This window comes from Pseudomonas sp. P129, assembly GCF_020312195.1.
GTDB lineage: Bacteria > Pseudomonadota > Gammaproteobacteria > Pseudomonadales > Pseudomonadaceae > Aquipseudomonas > Aquipseudomonas fragariae.
Window position 1 is genome coordinate 117340 of record NZ_JAGPYS010000005.1, and the last position, 17518, is coordinate 134857.

10 protein-coding genes are annotated in these 17518 nt (G+C 61.5%); 6 read left to right on the forward strand and 4 right to left on the reverse strand.

The genetic code is table 11. From position 1 onward, the window contains the following. Positions 1-219: 219 nt before the first annotated feature. Positions 220-1683 (reverse strand): protein adenylyltransferase SelO, encoded by a 1464-nt coding sequence (gene selO / locus KBY02_RS14395; RefSeq protein WP_032655141.1) that lies wholly within the window; start codon positions 1681-1683, stop codon positions 220-222. Between the two features lie 138 nt (positions 1684-1821). Continuing rightward, complete coding sequence (locus tag KBY02_RS14400; protein WP_080266962.1) at positions 1822-2487, reverse strand: GntR family transcriptional regulator; 666 nt, start codon at positions 2485-2487, stop codon at positions 1822-1824. A gap of 253 nt (positions 2488-2740) precedes the next feature. On the opposite strand from KBY02_RS14400, the gene KBY02_RS14405 reads away from it, so the two are divergent. From KBY02_RS14405 to KBY02_RS14425, 5 genes are read left to right on the forward strand one after another with little or no spacing between them, the layout of a single operon-like run. Next, entirely contained in the window at positions 2741-3973 is a 1233-nt protein-coding gene (locus KBY02_RS14405; protein WP_003345192.1) for an NRAMP family divalent metal transporter, read from the forward strand. A gap of 16 nt (positions 3974-3989) precedes the next feature. Next, positions 3990-4754: a LamB/YcsF family protein gene (locus KBY02_RS14410; protein ID WP_003422431.1), complete on the forward strand. Its 765-nt coding sequence runs from the start codon at positions 3990-3992 to the stop codon at positions 4752-4754. A 2-nt stretch (positions 4755-4756) separates the two neighbouring features. Further along, on the forward strand, positions 4757-5551 hold the full coding sequence (locus KBY02_RS14415; protein ID WP_024650004.1) for a putative hydro-lyase: 795 nt from the start codon (positions 4757-4759) through the stop codon (positions 5549-5551). Between the two features lie 9 nt (positions 5552-5560). Next, entirely contained in the window at positions 5561-7165 is a 1605-nt protein-coding gene (locus KBY02_RS14420) for a 5-oxoprolinase/urea amidolyase family protein (RefSeq protein ID WP_032655144.1), read from the forward strand. Next, positions 7162-8895, forward strand: coding sequence for an acetyl/propionyl/methylcrotonyl-CoA carboxylase subunit alpha (locus tag KBY02_RS14425; RefSeq protein WP_096136037.1), 1734 nt, complete (start codon positions 7162-7164; stop codon positions 8893-8895). The genes KBY02_RS14420 and KBY02_RS14425 overlap by 4 nt, the downstream gene beginning before the upstream one ends. Positions 8896-8953: 58 nt before the next feature. Here the strand turns inward: KBY02_RS14425 and mscK are convergent, their stop codons facing one another. Both mscK and KBY02_RS14435 read right to left on the reverse strand, forming a co-directional pair. Next, the gene (mscK, locus tag KBY02_RS14430) at positions 8954-12343 is read right to left on the reverse strand and encodes a mechanosensitive channel MscK (protein ID WP_024640343.1); all 3390 of its coding nucleotides are present in this window, start codon (positions 12341-12343) and stop codon (positions 8954-8956) included. A 38-nt stretch (positions 12344-12381) separates the two neighbouring features. Then, positions 12382-14124 (reverse strand): potassium/proton antiporter, encoded by a 1743-nt coding sequence (locus tag KBY02_RS14435; RefSeq protein ID WP_003414375.1) that lies wholly within the window; start codon positions 14122-14124, stop codon positions 12382-12384. Between the two features lie 249 nt (positions 14125-14373). Here KBY02_RS14435 and KBY02_RS14440 point away from each other — a divergent pair, with 249 nt between their 5' ends. After that, positions 14374-17508 (forward strand): dermonecrotic toxin domain-containing protein, encoded by a 3135-nt coding sequence (locus KBY02_RS14440; protein WP_225650582.1) that lies wholly within the window; start codon positions 14374-14376, stop codon positions 17506-17508. The last annotated feature ends 10 nt before the right edge of the window (positions 17509-17518 follow it).

The following is a 17518-nucleotide window of genomic DNA, read 5'->3' on the forward strand; positions in this document are numbered from 1 at the left end:
AGATGGTGTTCTTGCGGGCGCCTATCGTTCCTCACGCTCCAGCGTGGGAATGCCTTTCGTGACGCTCTGCGTCACAGATCTGCGCCGCACCGCACACTCAAGGCAGGACGCGGAGCGTCCAGAACTGCATGCGACGCGGAGCGCCGCACGATAGTTACAGGAGAGCGTCCAGAACGGCATGCCTACGCTGGAGCATGGCCACGATAGGGGTCAAATGCCTCACGACGAACAGCTGATTTCCAGGTGCTTGCCCCAGTCCGGCGGGCGTTGGGCGTAGCCTTGCATGCCGGGCTGTTCGGTGAAGGGGGTGCAGAGCACCTGATGCAGGCGGCGTACTTCTTCGTAGTCGCCTTTTTCCGCAGCAGCGATGGCGTTCTGCGCCAGGTAGTTGCGCAGGATGTACAGCGGATTGACTGCATGCATGCGGGTCTGACGCTCCTGCTCGGTGCCGTTGTCCTCAAGGGCAATACGCGCTTGATACGCTTGCGCCCAGCCATCGAAGCCCTTGATATCGACAAAGTCGTCACGCAACGTGCGCAACGCCTCGGCGGCTGGCTGATCACCCAGGCGGCGGAAGAACAGGGTGTAATCCACGCCGCTGTTCTGCATCAATTTCAGCAACTGGCTGACCAGTTGTTCATCCTGCTCCTGAGCAACGGTCAGGCCCAGTCGGCGGCGCATCAGGTCCAGGTAGTGGGCCTGATACAGCGGCAGGAACAAACCGATGGCCTCACGCAGCGCTTCCACGCTGATGAACGGGGTCAGCGCCTGTGCCAGCGCGCTGAGGTTCCATTGCGCGATAGGCACCTGATTGCTGAAGGAGTAGCGACCTTCGTGATCGGAGTGGTTGCAGATGAAGTGCTCATCGAAATCGTCCAGAAATGCGAACGGTCCGAAATCGAAGGTAATGCCCAGAATCGACATGTTGTCGGTGTTCATCACACCATGGCAGAAGCCGTAGGCCTGCCACTTGGCAATCAGCTCGGCGTTGCGCTCGACGATTTCCCGGAACATCGCCAGATACGGCTCCGGCTGCTCCTGGCAATGCGGGTAATGCATCGTCAGCACATGCTCGGCGAGGGTCTTCAACTGCTCTGGCTGCTTGGTGTAGAAGAAGTATTCCAGGCTGCCGAAGCGCACATGACTCTGTGCCAGACGCAGCACCATAGCGGCATGTTCCTGGGTTTCGCGCCATACCGGCGTGCTGGAGCTGACCACACACCCCGCGCGGCTGCTGGGGATGCCCAGTGCGTGCAGAGCCTCGGAAGCCAGAAACTCGCGGATCGAAGAGCGCAGTACGGCGCGCCCGTCACCCATCCGCGAATACGGCGTGCGGCCGGCGCCCTTGAGGTGCAGGTCCCAGTGCTCGCCGGCGTCGTTGTACACCTCGCCTAGCAGCAGGCCACGGCCATCCCCCAGGCGCGGGTTGTAGGAGCCAAACTGATGCCCGGAATACACCATCGCCCGAGGCTCTGCTTCGGACCACAGCTTGTGGCCGCTGAAGATTTCCGCGAACAACGGCAGATCGGCCTGTTCGGGGGCCAGGTCCAGCAGTGCCAGTGCTGACTGGCTGGCAACCACAAGCTGCGGCGCATCGATGGGCTCAGGCAGCACGGAAGTAGAAAACGCATCGCCCAGACGGGCAAAGCGGTTGTCGAAAATGAGTTCGTCGAGTGCTTTCAAAGCGTATCGCCTCCAGAGGGGAATTTCAGGCTTTCAACGAAGCGGCGGCCTGCCTGGCTCGTCGGGCGTGTTGCAACGGTCAGAACCCGTAGACCGGGTCCCAGGGTGGTAGTTCTGGTGATCAGGCCTGCGCCCGGACTATCGGTTCCGGCTTCGCTCGAAGGCGGCCAGAATCGTTCGTTCCGATTGCACCAGATAATCCTCGAGCATGCGCGTTGCCTCATCGGTCTTGCCCGCGTCCAGGCGCCCGAGTACCGCAGCATTCATGTCCAGATAGGGCGAATGCAGCAGTTCCGGATTGTTGAGCAAGCCGAAGGCCAGTCGCAACTCTGCCGATATCTGCGCATAAAACGCCACCAGTCGCGGGCTGTCGGACAGCTCGACGATGGCCTTGTGAAACATCATGTTGGCGGTGCCCACGGCAATCCAGTCCTTCGCTTCACGCGCCTGCACGCCCGCCTCGACCGCATTGCGCATGTGCAGCACACCGGGATGCTGTGGGTAAGCCTGGGCAATCGCCCCGCACTCGATGAAGCGCCGAATTCGGTAGATATCGATGATCGACGCCATATCAGGCTTGGCCACGGTGACGCCGCGATTGGGCTCGTGGGTCAGCAGTCCTTCGCGGGTCAGTACTCTGAAGGCTTCTCTCAGGGTATTACGGGAAATATCCAGACTCTCGGCCAGAGCGGCTTCCGAGAGGCGCTGACCAGGCACCAGCTCGCCCTCGACCAGCATTCTGCGAAGCTCAGTGGTGATTGATTCTCCGAGGGTGCGAGGGAGGGTAGAAGCAGCGTCGTTCATAAAAGGTCCAGAGAAAGAAAAGCCAGGTCGATATTCCACGACAGCTGATTGGCTGGCAAGGACGAAGGTCAACAGATGCTTCATCAGGTAGCACACCTGAGTCCCTGCGTAACAACATGGTGCACATGGTTGATCCACACCATCTACATTGTTCAACAATATTATCTTTGTGTATCTACAACTTGGCGCGCTTGAATGACCTTTGGCATGGTCGTTGCTCAAGCAGATTACCTCTCATCTCAGGAATGCCGCCGTGACACAGACTGCCAATGAGTTCACCAAGGCGCGCCGCGCCTCATTGATCGCCGCGATCTTCATGATGGCGACGTCTGCCATCGGTCCTGGCTTTCTGACCCAGACAGCTACGTTTACTGCGACGCTGGGGGCGGCGTTCGCTTTCGGCATCCTGGCCTCGATCCTGATCGACTTCGTGGTGCAGCTGAATGTCTGGCGCATCGTAACGTTGACCAAAATGCGCGCGGCCGATCTGGCCAACGCGGCGATTCCGGGCAGCGGTTATCTGCTCGCGGTACTGGTCATCTTCGGCGGCCTGGTGTTCAGTCTGGGCAACATCGCCGGTGCGGGGCTGGGCTTGAACGCGTTGACCGGTCTTGACCCCAAATGGGGTGGCGCCTTGAGCGCGCTGATCGCCATTGCGATCTTCTCGTCGCACCGCGCCGGCATCGCCATGGACCGCATCATGATGGTGCTGGGCACCCTGAAGGTCTGCCTGATCCTCTTCGCTGCCTTTGCCTCGCACCCGCCGCTGGGTGAAGCGCTGCGCCAGACCATCCTGCCGGACATGGTCGATTTCGCGGCCATCACCACCATTGTCGGTGGCACGGTCGGCGGCTATATCACTTACGCCGGTGCTCACCGATTGCTGGATCGCGGCACCGTCGGGGTCGAGAACATCGATGTGGTGTCCAAGGCGGCGCTGACCGGTATTCTGGTCACCGGGGTTGTTCGTTACATACTGTTTCTGGCGATCCTCGGCGTGGTCGCCAGCGGCGTCGTCATCGATGTGTCCGGCAAGGGTGCAAACCCCGCAGCCCAGGCGTTCACCGCTGCCGCTGGCAACTTCGGCCTGATCATGTTCGGCCTGGTGCTCTGGGCGGCCGGCATCAGCAGCGTGATCGGCGCGTCCTATACTTCGATGTCGTTCATCACGGTGTTTTCCAAGCGCATCACCGAACGCGCGCGCAACCTCGCGACTGTCGGCTTTATCCTGATCACCGTGGTCGTATACGTCATGTGGGGCAAACCACCGGCCGCGCTGCTGGTCTTTGCCGGGGGCTTCAACGGCTTGATCCTGCCACTGGGCCTGAGCATTTTCATGTACGTCGGCTGGCGTCGGTCCGACATGATGGACGGCTACCACTACCCGCGCTGGCTATTAGTGCTGGGCGTGCTGACCTGTCTGCTGTCGTGGTACATGGCGTTCAAATCAGTCGGTCCCATCTTTGCCTTCATCAATGCAGCCTGATTTCGGAGAACAAAAAATGCCTGCGATAGACCTCAACAGTGACCTCGGTGAAAGCTTCGGCGCCTGGAGCATGGGCGATGACGAGGCGATTCTCGATGTGGTCAGCAGCGCCAACGTGGCCTGCGGTTTCCATGCCGGTGACCCGGCCGGGATCCTGCGCACCCTCGAGGCCGCTGCGGCCCGGGGCGTTGCCATCGGCGCGCATGTGGCCTACCCGGACCTGGTAGGGTTCGGCCGCCGCAACATGGACATCCCGAGCGACCAGCTGACCGCCGATGTCATTTATCAGATCGGCGCACTGCAGGGCCTGGCTCGCAGCGCCGGGACGAGCGTGAGCTACGTCAAGCCTCACGGCGCGCTGTACAACACCATTGCCGGTGATCAGCGTCAGGCCGCGGCGGTCATTCAGGCGCTGCTGCGCATTGATCCCGCACTGAAGCTGGTGTGCCTGGCCAACTCGCCGCTGCTCGACTGGGCACGCGAAGCCGGGCTTTCCTGCGTCGCCGAAGCGTTCGCCGACCGCGCCTATACCGCTGAAGGCACGCTGGTCTCGCGCTCGCGGCCCGGTGCCGTGCTGCACGACGCCGAACGGATCGCCGAGCGCATGCTGCGCCTGGTGCGCGAAGGCGTCATCGAGGCTGAAGATGGCCGCGAAATCAGCCTGCAGGCCGATTCGATCTGCGTGCATGGCGACAGCCCGGGCGCGGTGAACATCGCGCGTATTCTGAAAGACCGTTTGCACGACGCAGGCGTCACTGTCCGCGCATTCAATCGAGGCTGATCATGAATTCACTGCAACTCGCCCGCGAGGCAGCCAGCGCCGCCCGTGCCCGTTATCGCCAGGGATTCGTCGCGCCGACCGCTGGCCAAGCGCCCGGTCTGACCCAGTGCAACATGATCACGCTGCCGCGTGAATGGGCGTATGACTTTCTGCTGTTCGCGCAGCGTAACCCGCAAGCCTGCCCGGTGCTGGATGTGACCGAGCCCGGCAGCCACACCACGCTGTTGGCCGAGCAGGCTGATCTGCGCACCGACCTGCCGCTGTACCGGGTCTGGCGCGACGGGCAACTCGCCGAAGAACTGAGTGACGTGAGCCACATCTGGGCGCAGCACACTGATCTGGTCAGCTTTCTGATTGGCTGCAGTTTCACCTTCGAAACCGACCTGATGCACGCCGGCATCGATGTGCGCCACATCAGCGAAGGCTGCAATGTGCCGATGTACCGCAGCAACCGCGTCTGCCGCCCGGCCGGACGCCTGCAGGGCAACATGGTGGTGTCGATGCGCCCGATCGCCGCGGACCGGGTTGCCGAAGCGGCGCGCATCACCGGTCGCTACCCCGGTGTGCACGGCGCGCCGGTACATGTCGGCGAGCCTGGACTGCTCGGCATCAACGACCTGGCGACCCCTGATTTTGGTGATGCGGTGACGATCAGGCCCGGCGAGATTCCGGTGTTCTGGGCTTGCGGTGTGACCCCGCAGGCGGTGGTCATGGCGTCCCGTGTGCCGTTTGCGATTTCCCACGCGCCGGGCCACATGTTCATTACCGATATCCCGGACAGCTACTACCACGTATAGGAGAGGCTCATGCGTTTCTACCCGGCCAACCTGGATGCACTCCTGGTTGAACTGTCGAATCTGGACGAGACCCTGGCCCTGTTCGAATCGTTACAGCAGATGCCCATCGCTGGCGTGGAGGAAATCGTCCCGGCCGCCCGAACGTTGCTGGTGCATTTTCGTCCGTCAGCCATCGGTTTCGAAGCACTGGCCACACAGATCGCCTCGCGCGACATTCGTGGCAAGGCGCGCGAGGCGGGCAAGCTGATCGAAATACCGGTGCATTACAACGGTGAAGACCTGGCCGATGTCGCCCGCGAGCTGGACATCAGCGTCGAGGAAGTCATCAAGCGCCACACCAGCAGCGACTACAACGTTGCGTTCTGCGGCTTTGCGCCCGGTTTTGCCTACCTCAGCGGCGGCGCCGGGTTCGTGGTGCCACGGCGCAGCACGCCGCGCACGCGTATTCCGGCTGGCGCAGTGGCACTGGCCGGTGGTTTCAGTGGCATTTATCCACAGGCCAGCCCCGGCGGCTGGCAGATCATCGGGGTGACCACCTCAACCATGTGGGATCTGGGCCGCGACGAGCCCGCCTTGCTCCAGCCCGGCTATCGCGTGCGTTTCCAGGATGCCGGTCCGCTCCCGGAGACCGGTGTGCAGGTTGCCGCACCTGTCCGGCCGCAGGCGACGACGGTCAACGAAGACTATCTGCAGATCGAGACGCCAGGTCTGCAAACCCTGTTTCAGGATCTGGGGCGTCCCGGTCGCGCGGGGCAGGGTGTTTCCGCATCGGGCGCGCTGGATCGCGGCGCCTTGCGCGCCGCCAACCGCGCGGTGGGTAACGATCCGGCGACAGCGTGCCTGGAAAATCTCATGGGCGGCCTGACGTTTACCTGTCAGGGGCAGACCGTTGTGGCGATTACCGGGGCTCAGGTCAGCGTCGAGGTGCTGACCGCCGAAGGGCAAAAATTGCGGCCGCTGCTTTATGCGCCTTTTTCTCTACAGAACGGCGATCAGGTCAGCATCGGTTCCCCGACTGCCGGCCTGCGCAATTATCTGGCGGTTCGTGGCGGTTTCATTCATGAGCCGGTGCTCGGCAGCCTGTCCACCGACACGCTGGCCCAGGTCGGGCCCGCCGCGTTGGCAGCGGGTGACCGGCTGGGCTTCACGCGCAGAACCGGCGGCCTTTCAGTATCGACTGCCGAACAACCGGCCTTCGAGATGCCGCGTAGCGATGAGGTCATCACCCTGGATGTGGTCATGGGGCCGCGCAGTGACTGGTTCAGCGCCGAAGCACAGCAACTGCTGGCGCAACAGACCTGGCTGGTCACGCCGCAATCCAACCGTATCGGCATTCGCCTGGCGGGCGAGCAATCGCTGCAACGTGCCGTCGATGGCGAGTTGCCCAGCGAGGGCACCACAGTCGGCGCCATTCAAGTGCCGCCCAGTGGCCAGCCGGTGCTGTTTCTGGCCGATCACCCGTTGACCGGTGGTTATCCGGTCATCGGCGCAGTCGCCACCTACCACCTGGACAAGGCCGGGCAGATTCCGGTCAATGCCCGCATTCGCTTCAACCCGCTGAGCGCCTTCGAGCCAGTGCGCCCCGCCACTTCAGACGAGACCAAGAACAGATGAAAAAGGTTCTGATAGCCAATCGTGGCGAAATTGCCGTTCGTATTGCCCGTGCCTGCCGTGACTACGGAGTCGCCTCGGTGGCGGTGTACGCTGATGCCGATATCGACGCGCTGCACGTGCGTCAGGCCGATGAAGCCTACGGGCTGCAGGGCGAGCGCCCGACCGACACTTACCTGAACATCGAAAAGCTGCTGGCGGTTGCCGCGCGTGCCGGTGCCGACGCGGTTCACCCGGGCTACGGCTTCCTCTCGGAGCGCGCCGAATTCGCCCGCGCGGTGATCGACGCCGGTCTGATCTGGATCGGCCCCGATCCTGCGACCATCGACGCACTGGGCGACAAGGTCCAGGCCCGACGTATCGCCCTGAAAGTCGGCGCACCGCTGGTGGCCGGTACGGAAGACCCGGTAAACGATGCCTCTGAGGTGGTCGCATTTGCCGAGCAGCACGGCCTGCCGATTGCCATCAAGGCTGCCTTTGGCGGCGGTGGGCGCGGCCTGAAAGTCGCCTGGAAGCTCGATGAAGTCAGCGAGCTGTACGAATCTGCAGTGCGTGAGGCGGTGACCGCGTTCGGTCGTGGCGAGTGCTTCGTCGAGCGCTTCCTGGATCGCCCACGGCACATCGAAGCGCAGATCATCGCCGACCGTCATGGCCGGGTGGTTGTGGTCGGCACCCGTGACTGCTCGTTGCAGCGTCGCAACCAGAAGCTGATCGAAGAAGCGCCAGCGCCTTATCTGAATGACGAACTGCGCCAGCGCATTCACGAGTCGGCCCGCGCGGTCTGCGCCGAAGCGGGCTATGTCGGTGCCGGTACGGTGGAGTTCCTGCTCAGCGGCGATGGCACCCTGTCGTTCCTGGAGGTCAACACGCGCTTGCAGGTCGAACACCCGGTGACGGAAGAAACCAGCGGTGTGGACCTGGTCATCGAACAACTTCGCGTCGCCGACGGCCTGCCGCTGTCGTTCGATGGCACGCCTGTGCCGCGCGGTCACAGCTTTGAATTCCGCATCAATGCCGAAGACGCGGGCAACGGCTTTCTGCCGACGCCAGGGTCTATCACTTTATTTCAGCCGCCGTCCGGTCCGGGCGTGCGTCTGGACACCGGCGTGGCAGAAGGCTCACGGGTCTCACCGAACTTCGACTCGATGATCGCCAAGCTGATCGTCACCGGCGCCACCCGCGAACAGGCCATCAGCCGCGCCCGCCGTGCGCTGGCCGAGTTCAAGGTGGAAGGCGTGGCCACCGTGCTGCCGTTCCACCGGGCGGTCATGGACCATGCCGACTTCACCGCGGCCGATACCTTCGCCGTCCACACCCGCTGGATCGAAACCGACTTCGCCGAGCACGTCACCATCGCCCCACGCAACGCAGAGCCGGTCGATCCGGGCGTGCTGCGCACCTTTGTTGAAATCGACGGCAAACGCCACGAACTGGGCCTGCCTGCTGCGCTGCTGGCCGGCATGAGCCTGAACGCTGCCGCCCCGGCTGACGCCAGCCAGCCAGTCGCCGACACCCCGGACCCGCACGCAGTCCTGACGCCGGTCGCGGGCAACTTGCATGCCTGGGCGGTTGAAGACGGTGCGATGGTAGAGAAGGGACAGGTGATCGCCATCATGGAGGCGATGAAGATGGAAACATCGATACTGGCACCGTGTGCCGGAACCGTGCAGATCAGCAAGGAGCCTGGGGGGTATCTGGAGGCGAAGGTGGTGATTGGGCGGGTTGAGGCCTGACTTGATCGTTAATGTGCGTCAGCCGCGTGGGGGCGGCTGACGCACACTGTCAGTCTTCTCAATCCAGCCGCAACTCAGGCGGCTCGGGCGCATCCTTGGTCGCCGGGGTTACGGTAGTGTTCACCGGCTGCAGGGTGGTTTTTCCGGTCGGCGCATTGCCCTTGTCGCTTGGTTCGGCGGGCACCAGTTTGTATTCCAGGCCCTGGGTATTCTTGAGGTAGATCTCCATCTGGCGGAACGAGATGTTGATGTGCTGCTTCTTGAACTCGCGATTGATGAAGCGGTTGATCTCGTCGAGTACCGGGTTGCGGTCGCCCAGGTCGCGTACGTGCATGCGCAGTTCGTGGTCGAGGGTGCTTTCGCCGAAGTTCAGGAAGTAGACAATCGGTTCTGGCTCCTTGAGCACCCGCGGGTTTTCCCGGGCGGCTTGTAGCAGCAGGGAGCGCACCAGGTCCAGGTCCGAGCCGTAATCCACGCCCAGCTTGAGGGTTACGCGGGTGACGGTGTCGGTCAGCGACCAGTTGATGAGCTGGCCGGTGATGAAGGTCTTGTTCGGGACGATGATGTCCTTGCGGTCGAAGTCGGTGATGGTCGTGGCGCGGATGCGGATCTTGCTGACCGTCCCCGACAGGGCACCGATGGTGATGGTGTCGCCGATCCGTACCGGACGTTCGAAGAGGATCATGATGCCGGAAATGAAGTTGGCGAAGATTTCCTGCATGCCGAAGCCCAGTCCCACCGACAGCGCCGCGACCAGCCACTGCAATTTGTCCCAGCTCACGCCCAGTGTCGACAACGTGGTGACGAAGCCGACACCGGCGATGGTGTACGACAGCAGTGTGGTCGTCGCGTAGGCACTGCCCTGCGCGAGGTTCATGCGTGACAGCACGAGTACTTCCAGCAGGCCGGGCAGGTTGCCGGCGAGCACGAAGGTGATGACGATGATCACCCCCGCACCGAGGAAGTCGCTCAGGCTGATCGGCACCATGCTCATGTTGGCACCGGTGCCGCTGGTGTATTCGTAGAGAATGATGTTGTCCAGGTAGGCGAACACCGTGATCAGCTCGGCCCACACCAGATACAGCGCACCGACGAAACCGGCCAGCAGGGCCAGACGGATCAGACGCAGCGACTGCTGGTTGACCTGTTCGATGTCCAGCTTGGGTTCTTCGACCGGAATGTCGCTGTCGCCGTTTTCTCTGGCTGCCTGACGCTTGGCCAGCGCACGCTGATAGGCCAGGCGCCGGGCGGCCACGCTCAGCCCGCGGACGAAGGTCGCCTCGACCATCAGCCAGATCATCATCAGGTACAGGGTGTCGATCAGACGGTCGCTGAGCTTGAGCGCGGTGTAGTAGTAGCCAAAGCAGACTGCGAGGAAGAGCGCGACGGGCAACGCCGTGAACAAAACGCCGACGGTTTTGCGGAACAGTGAGGCATTGTGATGCGTGGGGCTGGAGATCAGCAGGCGGCCAAGCAGCCAGGTCATCAGGGCGTAACAGGTCAGCACCACGCCGATTCCCAGCACGTCGTCGGCCAGTGCGGCAGGCTGGTGTTCGGCGACGGCCACTACCGCCACCAGGGCCAGGACCACCAGCCCCAGGCGCCGCACCCAGCCACGCAGGAACTCGACTTGCGCCGTCTCCCAGCGGAAGTGCAACTGCGCAACGCCAGACGGCGCAAGCACGCGATAGGCGGTGTAGAACACCAGCCAGGCCAGGGCGATCTGCAGCAAGGCCTCGCCCAGATTGGCGTTTTGACCGCGGGCGTCGATCTGCAGCGCGTAACCGCACAGCGCCAGCCCCAGTGCGACGGGCATGGCCAGCAGCACGTTGATCAGCAGCGCCAGTGGCGTCTTCCATTGGCTGTCACGCTTGAAGTGACCGATGTCGGCGTGCAGGCGATTGAGCTTCTGGTACAGCGCCTTGCGCCGCCAGGTCAGTATGCCGATCAACAGCAGCAAGGGCAGGAACAGCAGCGGCCGCTGGGTCAGGCCGTCTGACAGTTCGCTGAGGCTGGATGTCCACGGCAGGGTGGCGACCTGCTTTTGCAGACGCGGCCAGATATTCTGAAACCATTCCACGTCCAGCGGCTTGTTGCTGGGGATCCAGAACATTTGCTCGTCGAGTGTGGCGCGCAGCCCCTGAGCAGTGCTGGTCAGTTGCTTCTGGTTCAGTTGCAGGGTGATGGATTCGTTGAGCAACGCGCTCAGTTCGCGATTGAGGCGCTCCAGCAAGTCACTGCGGGTGATGGCCAGGTCCAGCAGCGTCCGGCGCAGTTGCGGGGTGACGTTTTCAGGCGGCTGGGTAGCGAGCAGCTTTTCGACGTAAGCGGTCGGCGTGCTCATCTGTTCGCGTTGCTGGTTGATGTCGAACTGATACAGGCGAATGTTGGCGATTTCATCGGCCAGACCCTTGTCCAGCTCAAGGTGCGGCAACGCCTGTTTCTGTTTGTAGAGAATCTTGGACAGCAGCAGGCTACCGCTCAGCACGTTGATCTGCTCGCTGAGGGCTTGATCGGTCTGGGTCAGGTTGTCGAGCTGCTGCTTGGTCTTGAGGTTCTGCTGGGTCAGTTCGTTGAGGCGATCGGTGCCGCGCAACAGGTAGTCCGAGAGCTTGAGGTTGGCAGCGCTTTCGGTCGCCAGCAGGCTGCTGCCGCCTGACTTCTGCGCTTCCAGGGACAGGTCGGCAACCGTTTTCTGCGACTGGGCGCGACGCTTGTCGTTGATCAGGGTCTGCAGGTCCTGAATTTCCTGCTCCTGGCGCGCGACCTTCTCGGTCAGCAAGTCATGCTGGCTGTTGCCCAGGTCCTGCAACTGGCTGTTGCCGGCCAGTTCCTGGCGGCGCAGCAGGTTGAGGGCGTTGATCGAGGCCAGCTCTGCATTGAGCAGGTTGCGCTGGTCGGCGCTCAGGGGCTTGCCGTTGTCCTTGCCATTCTTGAGGATGGCGTTGATCTGCTGGATGCGCGTCTGGTTGGCGCTGATCTCAGTCTGGGCACGCTCCGGCCGCGTTTGTGCGGTAATGGCCAGGCTGTTGGCGTCGTTGAGTTCGCTCTGCAGATCACTCTGCTGGGTGCTGCGCTGACTGAGCAGTTGCTCCAGCTGCGGCACATCGAGGCCGCCATAGCGCTGGGCCACAGGTACCACTTTGCTTTCTTTCAGGCGGGCCAGTTCACGCTGGTTCTCCGAAGTCTGTTTTGGCGCCTGGGCGAGCTGCTGTTTGAGCGCTTCGAGTTTCTGTTCGCTGTCCTGCTTGCTGTTCAGAAACGCCAGTGTCTGTTCGAGGACCTGTTGCAGTGCCTTTTGCTCGGCATCAGGCAGCTTGCGGTCGGCAATCTTGTCGAGGCTTTGCTGAACAGCGGCGCTGCTGGGCGGGTCGGCGGCGAGCGCCGGGAAAGAAGACAGGCAGAGCGCAAACAGTGCGGCAGCACAAAAGGAACGCAGGGAAAACATAGACACCGGTCGCATGATGATACGTGTGGGTTGGCAGTTTAAAGGAACAGTCCGGGGCCCGGGCGGGTTCCTTCGGGGAATTTGACGCCCACTTTCTGGATCTTGTTCCCGTCCATGACGGCAACCGTCCAAATAGTTCCATTCCATTCAACCTGGTCGCCGACCACCGGTTCGCCACGGTTCTTCTGCACGATGAACTGGCTGAGCGGCATTCCAGGGTCGATGCCGTCGAGTTTCAGGCCATACAGGGCCGCCACTTCACCCAGCCTTGCGTCGCCTTCGAGCACGAAGTCGCCGAAGAAACGCAGGTCCAGCCCACGCTGCGGCGCCTGGCTGAACAATTTGCCCAGCGCTGGAAGGTCGTGTTCGTGGCCGATCACGCACAGCAGATCACCGACTTCCAGGGTTGTACTGCCGGACGGGTGGAGCAGTTGCTGGCCGCGGAACAGTGCCGCGATACGCGTGCCTTCCGGCATCTTCAGCTCACGCAGCGCCGCGCCGATGCACCACTTTTCAGCGCCCAGGCGGTAGACGAACAACTCCCATTCGCTGGTGACGTGTACCTCCAGCGCGGCCCGGGAAATCGGCGCGGGATCAGGCGGAACCGTCACTTTCAGCAGTTTGGCCATCCACGGCAGGCTAGTGCCTTGCAGCAACAGCGAAACCAGCACGATAAAGAACGCCAGGTTGAAGTACAGCTGCGCATTGGGCAGGCCGGCCATCAGCGGGAACACCGCGAGGATGATCGGCACCGCGCCACGCAGTCCGACCCAGGCGATAAAGGCTTTTTCGCGATCATGGAAGGCCTTGAACGGCAGCAGGCCGACCATCACCGACAGTGGACGTGCCACCAGAATCATCCACAGCGCCAGACCCAGCGCTGGTATCGCAATCGGCAGCAGATCGTGCGGCGTGACCAGCAGGCCCAGTACCAGAAACATGCCGATCTGTGCCAGCCAGGCCATGCCGTCGAGCATGTGCAGGATGCCGTGGCGACTGCGAATCGGCCGGTTGCCGAGCACCAGACCGCACAGGTAGACCGCGAGAAAGCCGCTGCCGTGGATGGCGTTGGTCAGGGCGAAGATTGCCAGGCCACCGGCAATCACCAGAATCGGGTAGAGGCCGGCGGCCAGATTGATGCGGTTGACCAGTTGCAGCAGGATCCAGCCGCCGCCCAGACCGATGAAGCTGCCGATCCCGAATTCCTGGATCAGGTGCCCCAGCAGTCCCCAGTGCAAGCCGGTCTGACCGCTGGCGAGCATGCCGATCAGGGTGACAGTCAGGAACACCGCCATGGGGTCGTTGCTCCCCGACTCGATCTCGAGGCTGGCGGTAACGCGCTCGTTCAAACCTTTGCCGCCCAGCAGGGAGAACACCGCCGCGGCGTCTGTGGAGCCGACGATCGCGCCGATCAACAGGCCCTGAATAACGCTGAGATTGAACAGCCACGCAGCCATCATGCCGGTCAGTACCGTGGTGATCAGCACGCCCACCGTCGCCAGCGACAAGGCCGGCCACAGTGCAACCCGGAAACTGGCCACCCGCGTTCGCAGCCCGCCGTCGAGCAGGATCACCGCCAGCGCAAGGTTGCCGACCAGGTAGGCGGTCGCGTAGTTGTCGAAGATGATCCCGCCGCCATCGACGCCTGCAACCATGCCTACGGCCAGAATAATGACCAGAATCGGAATGCCCAGGCGCGACGAAAGAGAACTGACCAGGATGCTTGCGGCTACCAGCAACGCGCCGATCAGGAACAGGCTGTTGATGGTGGTGGCGTCCAAGGGCGGTACTCCGTAGAAAACTGAATTGCAACGAGAGGGGCGAAAACTGACCATGCAGTCCGCATGCCAAGCGATTTAACCTGTTGAATTGCTTGGCTGTCAAAGATCAATTTAGGGCGATTGACCCAGAGCGGCGCTCCCGGGCTCACGATTGGTTGCAATCCAGCGGCTGACGCATAGCTATATACCGCAGACCAGACCTTCTTGCTCACTACTGTCGGGGCTCCTACCACCAAGAAGGTTTTCATCATGGATGATGAGTTTGCAGCACATTACGACTTCGACGATGCCGACAGGGCTGGCGATGATGACTCTGACGCAGCGTTCCGGAAACGGGTAGACGAAGACTTTTCGGTCAGCGATTACTTCCGGCTCAACCCGATCAACCTGCAGTCACCTGCCGCCCTGGCTGCGCGTGATGTGGCACAGGAATGCCAGTCGCGGTGGGGCGTCGAGATTGATCCGGACGACACCCTGATCGCCACTCTGTATATCGAAGATCCGAGGCTCTACCCCGCACCTCACCGCGCCAATGTCGTTCACTCGATGACACTGACCCAGGCGCTGCTGCGTAACTGGCAGCAAAAGGGCAATGGCAACTGGTTTGATCACCTCGGGCATTTGCAACCCCACAGTGATGGCGGTTTCGACTGCCAGGTCGTGGACGAGAAGCTGCTCGCTTCCGACTGCGTCGCTTACGAGGCCATCTACCGAAAAACCAGCCCGCAGCGCTATGACGCAACGACACAACTTGGCATCAATGCCGAGGCATTCAAGCAATACATCTGGGATCACAATCTGCAATCAGGGTATATCGCTTATCTGAAGCAGTTCTGGCACGCGCATGGCGAAGACTACAACCTGATGCTAAAGGCCGGGTTGTTCAAGGCAGCCTGGCTGCAAGCCGACGAAAATACCCTCAAGGCCGAGCACAAGGCCATGGTACTTGAGGCGCTTGGCCTGCCCGGCGATCAGGGCTGGAAAACGCTGAGTTTCGACGATTTTGTCGCTGCCCCGATTGCCACCCGTGTGACGATTTCCGAGCTGCTGGTCCACGGTTACAGTGCCGTCGACATCATGGTCATACGCAGCGCCGATTCGCCGACCGTGCTGCTCTATATACCCGGTAATTCGTCACCCATTCATGCCTTCAAGAACGCAGACGAGCTCAAGGACTGGGTCGCGCTGACGTGCAGGGACCCCGGCAAGCGCCGTTCTTTGGAGGCGCACTTCAGTGCTGCCGATGACCTGGATGGCTTTTTCTACAGCGGTGTGGCCACTGCCCTGAAAGGCTTTGCCGTCTACCCGAAGCTGCTGGACTCCGCGACGGGGGCATGGAACCCCCGAAAGCTGGTGCAGTTTGGCGAACCTCTGCAGCCTTGGCCGTTCTCGCACTTCAAGACTCGGGTCAGGGCAAAGTCCGAAATCGATGCGCTGCAAAAAATCCGCAGCCATGGCGACTACTGGAAAGAGGAAGCCAGCAGCGGTTTGAGCGAATGCGTGTCCGTTCTGGGTGGCGTTGCCATCGTCTTTCCCGAGCTGATGCCGGTGGTCGCAGGGCTGTCTCTCGCGCTGGTCGGGTTGGGTGTTGACGCCGCCGTGAATGGTCACACGCTGGAGGAGCGTCAGGCTGGGCTTGGGCGGATTGCCTTCGGCGTCTTGAACGCGCTGCCGATTCTTGGCGAGGAGGGTGAGGCGGTCGAGGCCGGAGTTGAAACAGGGCTGGTTGACGAGACGGGTGGCGGCTATGAGGTGCCAGGGTCATCGACTGAGATCGACCCTGTCATCGATATTGAGCCAGCCCCGGTTTTCAGGCCGGAACCCCCGGCACTGCGCTCGCTTGACAAGAAAATGCGCCGCCTGTTGCGCGCGCTTGAGGCGCCTCAGGAACTGCCGGGACTTGCGTCGGGCGAAGTGGCGGGTATCTATCCGCTCGAAGGCAAACGCTACATCGAACTGCATGATCGTGCGTTCCGGGTGGAGTGGGTGCCGCAGGAGAAACAGTACCGAATTCGCTCCGCCGCGGATCCTCGTGTGTGGGGGCCCTATGTGAAGACTGTCGACACCGGCTACTGGGACCTGGACCTCAAGCTGGGGCTGCGCGGCGGGGAAAGTTTCGACGGTACGCAGTTGCCGCCTGCCAGTGAAGCAGAAAGCGTCGTAGTACCGGTGGTGCCCGGCGAGCCGAAAATCGAAGTCCAGCGCTGGGCCCCCAAGTTGCAGGTCGAATTGCCTATGGACGGTATCAGCATCGAGGAGGTACTGAGTCAATCAAGAGGGACCGTCATAGAGAAGTATTTCGTTCAGGTGAGGGGGGAAAAGACGAATGTCTATTACGACCCCGATATTCGTTGCTGGCGAACTGACCCATCTGACAGGGACGGCTTGGTGTGGCTGGATCGCGACGGGGTGTGGAACCGCGGTTCCAAAGACACATTCCAGAAACTTGAGGCAAATCTGCCACAGAGCCAGCGTTTCGAGTTCTATACTTTTCCTCGTGTACCGAGCCTGCCGGCAGACGCCAAACCCATAAGCCGCATCGTTCACCACATCTGGATGGGGGAACGAACGCCGGGTGCAGACCTCCTGGAAAAGATGCTGAGCAACATGCGCACCAGTCCGGATTTGCGCTTTCAACTGCACATAGATATCGATGACCCGGCAGCTGACCAGCAGTTGTTCGATTACTTTTTTGAACAGCCGCAAATGCATATTTCCCGCCTCAAGGAAGAAGCGTTCTATCCAGACTTCCTGAGCGGCGAAAACGGCGAGGCATTCAATTACTTCAGGCACTCGGATAACCGTAATTACGCCGCTGCCTCGGATATTTTGCGCTATCGGCTGATTGACGAGTATGGCGGTATCTATGTCGATTGCGACGACACGATCAACGTCCCTTTCGCAAAATTTCCATTGAAAGCCGGTCCGAATGACGTACTGCTGGGAAGGGAACTGCAGGCGGAGCATCTGGGTTATAAAGGGCCGGGAAACAGTCACTTCGGCAGTCACCCGAACAATCCTGTTTTAAAACGGATGCTCAAGGAGATAAAGGTACGTTTCGACAGCGAGAAGCAGACCAACGAAGCGTTCTTCAGCACCCGCAGGCCCTACATCGACCGTACCGACGACGCCACGAAAGCCGCATCAAAAGCCAGGATGACGCCTTATATGACACGTATTTCGGACCTGACCGGCCCCAAGCTGATGTCAGATGTTTTGCGAAGGCTGCGACCTGACTGCTTCGATTTGCTGGCGCGCTCCTATCTTCCGCCTGATCAAGTCCTGTCCGTCATATACGAGGCCTATCTGAAGGATACCGTGGACTTCTATTTCCCCTTCAAGGCCACGGCGAAGATTACTCCAGGCTCTGCGAACGAGTGGTAGCGTTCAGTGG